Annotated in this window: 4 protein-coding genes; 3 read left to right on the top strand and 1 reads right to left on the bottom strand. The window is 56.8% G+C overall.

The genetic code is table 11. The features are described from left to right. Positions 1–75: 75 nt before the first annotated feature. Positions 76–1854 (bottom strand): signal peptide peptidase SppA, encoded by a 1779-nt coding sequence (sppA, locus tag HMPREF9720_RS11190; RefSeq protein WP_039940540.1) that lies wholly within the window; start codon positions 1852–1854, stop codon positions 76–78. Positions 1855–2030: 176 nt separating this feature from the next. Between sppA and HMPREF9720_RS11185 the strand changes: the two genes are divergently transcribed. From HMPREF9720_RS11185 to HMPREF9720_RS11175, 3 genes are all read left to right on the top strand, one after another. Further along, the gene (locus tag HMPREF9720_RS11185; RefSeq protein WP_009598444.1) at positions 2031–3083 is read left to right on the top strand and encodes an Mrp/NBP35 family ATP-binding protein; all 1053 of its coding nucleotides are present in this window, start codon (positions 2031–2033) and stop codon (positions 3081–3083) included. 377 nt (positions 3084–3460) lie between these two features. Next, positions 3461–4402 carry a quinolinate synthase NadA gene (gene nadA / locus HMPREF9720_RS11180; RefSeq protein ID WP_009598433.1) on the top strand — a complete coding sequence of 314 codons (942 nt, stop codon included), beginning with the start codon at positions 3461–3463 and terminating at the stop codon, positions 4400–4402. A gap of 9 nt (positions 4403–4411) precedes the next feature. Beyond that, a complete protein-coding gene (locus HMPREF9720_RS11175) occupies positions 4412–6526 on the top strand; it encodes a S46 family peptidase (protein ID WP_009598446.1) in 2115 nt (704 codons plus the stop codon). Positions 6527–6669 lie beyond the last annotated feature (143 nt).

Genomic DNA, 6669 nt, shown 5'->3' with positions numbered 1-6669 from the left:
CACGGGGGCCGCTTTTCGTATCGGATTGCGGAACAGCGTCCGCGCAGGTTCAGTTCACCGGTTTGCGGTGCGGTCTCAACGCAGTTCCAGCTTATAGGGGTAGTACATGACGACTCCCTGCTGTTTGGTCGCCTCCTGCACCTGCTTGTACTCCTTCATCAGCAGTCCCAGTTCCGAACGGGTCATGGCCTCGCGGACGCTGACGTTGAGCGACGCGATGAAGGCGGCGAATCCCGTCGGTTCCTCGATCACCTCGGTCACCCGGTAGCTGTCGCCCAGACCGGCCTTGTCCACGGCGATGGCGATGGCCGTTTTCAGACCTCCGTAGGTGTCGATCAGACCGATGCCCAGCGCATCTTCGCCCGACCAGACGCGGCCCCCGGCGATGTCGAGCACCTTTTCGACCGGCAGGTTGCGCCCTTCGGCCACATGGGTCGTGAAGGTCGTGTAGACCTTGTCCACGCCGCGCATGATCGAAGCCCGCTCGGCGGCGGTCAGCGGCGAGGTCGCCCCCATTCCGGCCGAGGTGTTGCTCTTCACGGCGTCGAACGTGATTCCCAGCTTGTTTTTAAAGGCGTCGATGGTGTTGAGGTACATGCCGAAGACACCGATCGAACCCGTAAGGGTCAGTTTGTCGGCCACGATGACGTCGGCGGGACACGAAATGTAATAACCTCCGCTGGCGGCATAGGAGCCCATCGAAACGACCACCGGTTTCTCGGCTTTCAGCAGCTCCATTTCGCGCCAGATGACGTCCGAAGCCAGTGCACTGCCGCCGGGGGAGTTCACGCGCAGCACCACGGCCTTGACCTTCTCGTCGTCGCGCACGCCGGCCAGCGTCGCAGCCAGCGTATTGCCGTAAATCTCCTTTCCGAAGCCTTCGCCGTCGACGATCGCGCCGTCGGCATAGACGACGGCCACCTGATCGGCCGAGATGTTTTTGAGGTCGGCGCCTACCTGCGAAGCGTATTCGCCCAGCGTGATGAAATTATACTCTCCGTCGGAATCGGACGCTACGCCCAGTTCGGCGAATATGTCCTTCATCTGGTCCTCGTAGATCAGGCTGTCCACGAAGCCGTGTTCGAGGGCATCCTCAGGCAGCGAAACCTCCAGTTTGTCGGTGATGCGGTTCAGCTCCTTCAGGTCGATGCCGCGGGCTTCGGCGACCGAGCCGGCGATGGTGTTCCACATCGAATTCACGAGCGCCTGCATCTGCTCGCGGTTGGCGTCCGACATTTTGGGAAGGATATACGGCTCGACGGCGCTCTTGTATTTGCAGGCCGTGGGGCGGAAGACTTCGGCCTTGATGTCGAGTTTGTCGAGCAGGCCCTTGTAGAACATCAGGTTGAACGCGAGACCCGACCAGTCCATGGCGCCTTCGGGCTGCATGTAGATTTTGTCGGCCGCCGAAGCGAGGTAATATTTCCCCTGCGAATAGGTCTCGTCGTAAGCGACGACGAATTTGCCGCTCTGCTTGAAATCGACGACCGCTTCGCGCAGCTCTTCCAGCAGGGCCGCGCCCATCACGCCGCCGTTGCCGTTCATCCGCAGGTAAATGCCCTTGATGCGGCTGTCGTCCTTGGCGGCTTCGAGCGCGCGCAGAGCCTTCATCAGCGGAAGCTGGCGCGTGGAGCGCAGCGTGGCGAAGTCGATCCCGGCGAAGGGATCGCTCGACGGAGCGTCGGTCAGCACATCCGAAAAGTCGATCTTGAGGATCGACTCCGCATGCACGGCCACCGTCTTCTCCATCGAGCCGGCTATGCCCAGCAGAATGAATATCCAGAGAAAAAACACCAGAAACGACCCCACGACGAAGGCGAGGATAGCAGCCAGAAAAGTCTTGATAAAATTCATAACGTATCGTTTATTGTTTGTCCTGTTTCGTTCCGAGTCCGGATTTCCTTTGCAAATATAAGGAAATTTTACGAAAAACAAATAAAATTTATCGTTTTTCGATAAAATAATAGGCCCTGCTATATTTATTCTGCAAAATATACGTTATCTTTGCGATTGTAGTCACAACACGAATCATGGAAGAAAAAATCAGACATCTGCTGACGTCCGTCGTCCATCCCGAAACGGGACAGGACATCGTCGGCAGCGGCTTTATCGAGCATATCGCCTCCGGAGCCGGCAAGATCACCGTCGTACTCCGTTTCGCCAAGGCCCGCGACCCATTCGCGGTGAAAATCAAAAACCAAGCCGAGGAGATTCTCCGGCGTGAATTCCCGCAGCAAAACGTCATGGTCGTCATCAAGGAGGGCGGCGCCGCGCCGCGGCCCGAACCCAAGCTCAAGACGACCACCGGCGGCATCGCCAAAGTGATCGCCGTGGCATCGGGCAAAGGCGGGGTAGGAAAGTCCACCGTGACGGCCAACCTCGCCGTCGCACTGCGCAACATGGGTTACCGCGTCGGAATTCTCGACGCCGATATTTACGGTCCCTCGCAGCCCAAGATGTTCGGCGTGGAGGGGTACCTGCCCGATGCGGTGCAGGAGGAGGGAACGGACCGCATCGTTCCGGCCGAGTCGATGGACATACGCCTCATGTCGATCGGATTCTTCATCAAACCGACCGACGCCCTTTTGTGGCGCGGCGCCATGGCGGTCAGCGCCCTCAAGCAGATGATCCACCAGACCAAATGGGGAACGCTCGATTTCCTGCTCGCGGACCTGCCCCCCGGAACGGGCGACGTACACCTCTCTATTATAGGCGAACTGAAAATCGACGCCGCGGTGATCGTCTCGACGCCCCAGCAGGTGGCGGTCGCCGACGTGGTGCGCGGTGTGGAGATGTTCCGCAACGAAAACGTGAACATCCCGGTAGCGGGCGTGATAGAAAACATGGCGTGGTTCACGCCCGAAGAACTGCCCGAAAACCGGTACTATATCTTCGGGAAAGGCGGCGCGCGCCGTTACGCCGAAGAGAACGGCGTGGATTTTCTGGGCGAAATACCCATCGTACAGTCCATCATGGAGGGTTCCGACGAGGGACGCCCTGCGGCGGGGATCGATCCGAGGGTCGAAAAATGGTACCGCGAAATCGCCGAAAAGACTGTCGAAAAGGTGATGAAATCGTGTTAGAAACCCTGTTGATAACCGGCGATAAATAATGAAAACTTCCAGCCCCGAAGAGTTGCAATTCCCAAAACGGGAAGGGTATATACAAGTTTTCGCCGAAACCAAAAAAAGTTTTGCCGAATTATAGTCAGCGGCCGACTCCCAAAAGAGCAACAGAATGTTCACAAAAAAGGGATGTCGAAATGTTGAAAACAGTTGTGAACAATTGTCGATTATTATTTTTATAATTTGATAATTAAATAATTACAGTAAAAATAAACGTAAAAGAAGAGGATAAAATGTTGAGAGAAAAATTACGGGAAAACTTGTGAACAGTATCAACAGCTATTATTTCTATTCTTATATCTTTATTTAAAATTAATAAATAATAAAAATAAAAAATGAAGGTCAATAACTCCGCGGAGATCCGCCGCCGGATCGACGAGCTGAAGCGCCGGAAGCGCGCCGTCATACTGGCCCATTACTACACCACGCCCGAAGTGCAGGCGGCGGCCGACTTTCTGGGCGACTCGCTGGCCCTCTCGGTCAAGGCGCAGTCGGTAGACGCCGACATCATCCTGTTCGCCGGCGTGCACTTCATGGCCGAGACCGCCAAGGTGCTCTGCCCCGACAAGAAGGTGCTGATTCCCTGCCCCGAAGCGGGATGTTCGCTGGCCGAGTCGTGCGATGAGAAGGATTTTGCGGTCTTCAAGGCGAAATATCCCGGCCATACGGTCGTTTCGTACGTCAATACCACGGTCGGCGTCAAGGCCCTGACCGATATCTGCTGCACTTCGTCCAATGCGCTGAAGGTCGTGCAGTCGATTCCGGCCGACCGACCGATCATCTTCGCGCCCGACCGCAATCTGGGAGGGTATATCAAAAAGCTGACGGGACGCGAGAATATCGTGTTGTGGGACGGCGCATGTCATGTGCACGAGGAATTTTCGCTGGAGAAGCTGCTGCAGCTCAAAAAGGAGCATCCGGCCGCCAAGGTCGTCGTGCATCCCGAATGCCGGGCCTATATCGTCGAAGTGGCCGACTTCGTAGGGTCCACGGCGGCGATCCTCGACTACTGCGGCCGCAGCGGCGCCGACGAGTTCATCGTGGTGACCGAATCGGGCATCCTCGCCGAGATGAAGAAGCGTTACCCCGGCAAGACGTTTATACCGGCACCCCCCGACGACGAGACCTGCGGATGCAACAACTGCAAGTACATGAAGATGGTGACGCTCGAAAACATCTGCGCGTGTCTCGAAAACGAATCGCCCGAAATCGTGCTCGATGAAGAGGTGCGACGCAGGGCCGAGCGTTCGATCCTGAACATGATAAATATCAAATAACAATCCTGTATGAAGAAACTCTTTTTACTGATCGCCGCGGCGTGCGCCTCTTTGACCGCTGCGGCCGACGAGGGAATGTGGCTGCTGCCCTACCTTCAGAAAATGAATATCAAGGAGATGAAGGCCCGCGGGTGCAAACTTTCGGCTGAGGAGATTTACAGCGTCAACAAATCCTCGCTCAAGGACGCCATCGTGATCTTCGGTCCCGGATGTACGGGCGAGATCGTTTCGGCCGACGGCCTGCTGTTTACCAACCACCACTGCGGCTACGGTTCGATTCAGGCGCTGTCGTCCGTCGAACACGACTACCTGAAAAACGGTTTCTGGGCCATGTCGCGCGAAGAGGAGATCCCGGCTCCGGGACTCAAGGTGCGTTTTATCCGCAAGATTTCGGACGTCACTTCCGACATTCTGGGATATGTGCCCGACGTGGCTTCGGGCGAAGAGCGGGCGCGCATCGTGGCCGAACATGCTGCGGCCGTGCGCAGCCGCATTGCTCAGGACAATCCCGGCATGGAGGTGCTGGTGAAGGATTTCTTCGGCGGAAACCAGTTTTTCGCCTTCGTGATCGAGGTTTTCAGCGACGTGCGTCTGGTGGGAACTCCCCCCACTTCGATCGGCAAGTTCGGCGGAGACACCGACAACTGGATGTGGCCGCGTCATACGGGCGATTTCTCGGTCTTTCGCGTCTATGCCGGACCCGACAACAAGCCGGCCGATTACGCGCCCGAAAACCGCCCTTACAAGGCCGACAAGTTTCTGAAGGTTTCGGTGGACGGATACAAGGAGGGAGATTTCGCGATGATCATGGGTTTCCCCGGTTCGACGTCGCGTTACATGACTTCGTTCGAGATCGACCGCATGCTGGATATCGAGAATCCGCAGCGCATCTTCATCCGCGGCGAGCGTCAGGCTATTCTCAAGGAGGATATGGCCGCAAGCGATAAGGTGCGGATTCAGTACGCTTCGAAATACGCCCAGTCGTCGAACTACTGGAAGAATTCGATCGGCATGTCGCGCGGCATCCGCAAACTGAACGTCAAGGCGCAGAAAGAGGCGCAGGAGGCGGCTTTCCGGAAATGGGCCGAAGCCAATACGCTGCCGACCGAAGGCTATATGGATGCGCTGGACCGCATCCGCGAAGCGGTGGAAGGCAACGCTTCCGCTTTTGCGGCCGAGCAGGTGCTCAGGGAGGCGCTTTACCGTGCCGTGGAGATTCTGACGCCGGCGCGTTCGTTCCTCGCCGTGGAGAAGATCACCGACCCGGCGCGTTCGAAGGAGGCCATGAGGGCCTTCTACAAGGATTACAACCCGGCGACGGACCGACGTGTAGCCAAGCGCATGATGCAGATCGTCAAGGAGAAATGCGGAGACCTTCCGACGGTGTTCGCCGAAGTGATCGACAAGCGGTTCGGCGGCGATACGGATGCTTATGTCGATTATCTGTACGATAACTCGATTTTTGCCACCGAGGAAGGCACGCTGGCCTTCGTGGATGATTTTTCGGTGGAAAAACGCGATGCCGATCCGGCGGTCGTATTCGTGCGTTCGCTCGATGCGAAACTGCTCGAACTGGCGGATGCCCAGCGGGAGAATAACCGCAGGTTCAAGGACGGGCACCGTCTCTACATCGCCGGTCTGATGCGTATGCAGCCCGACAAGGCGTGGGCTTCGGATGCGAACTTTACGATCCGCCTGACTTACGGCCGCGTTCTGCCCTACGATCCGGCGGACGGTATTCGCTACAACTATTATACGACGCTCAAGGGCGTGATGGAGAAGGAAGATCCCAAGAATCCTACGGAGTTTACGGTTCCCGACAAGCTCAAGGAGCTGTACGCCGCGAAGGATTTCGGGCGGTATGCCAACGCCGAGGGCGAACTTCCGGTAGCTTTCTTGGCCGACTGCGATATTACGGGCGGCAATTCGGGTTCGCCGGTGATGAACGCCAAGGGCGAGCTGATCGGTCTGGCGTTCGACGGCAACTGGGAAGCGATGTCGGGCGACGTGGCTTTCGAGCCGCAGCTGCAGCGCACGATCGCCGTGGATGTCCGCTACGTGCTCTTCGTCATCGACAAGTTCGCCGGCGCGAAATGGCTGATCGACGAGTTGTCGATCGACTGATCGGTGCGGAATCGACCGTTGAACCGGGGCCTGATTTCAGGTTCCGGTTTTTGTTTATTACCATCTGTAAACAAATAATGGCGCTTTGCTTTTTTTTAGCCTAAAAATTACTAATTTTGACAGAAATTAGTAATACTGTATCT

Origin of the sequence: Alistipes sp. HGB5 (assembly GCF_000183485.2) — a bacterium.
GTDB classification, from domain to species: Bacteria; Bacteroidota; Bacteroidia; order Bacteroidales; family Rikenellaceae; genus Alistipes; species Alistipes finegoldii.
The sequence above is the reverse complement of the archived record's forward strand: the minus strand, read 5'-3'. Positions and strand labels throughout refer to the sequence as shown.

What these genes read in the sequence shown, in the direction of transcription:
- sppA (WP_039940540.1), bottom strand. Translation starts at nt 1,854, where the DNA reads ATGAATTTTATCAAGACTTTTCTGGCTGCTATCCTCGCCTTCGTCGTG.
- HMPREF9720_RS11185 (WP_009598444.1), top strand. Translation starts at nt 2,031, where the DNA reads ATGGAAGAAAAAATCAGACATCTGCTGACGTCCGTCGTCCATCCCGAA.
- nadA (WP_009598433.1), top strand. Translation starts at nt 3,461, where the DNA reads ATGAAGGTCAATAACTCCGCGGAGATCCGCCGCCGGATCGACGAGCTG.
- HMPREF9720_RS11175 (WP_009598446.1), top strand. Translation starts at nt 4,412, where the DNA reads ATGAAGAAACTCTTTTTACTGATCGCCGCGGCGTGCGCCTCTTTGACC.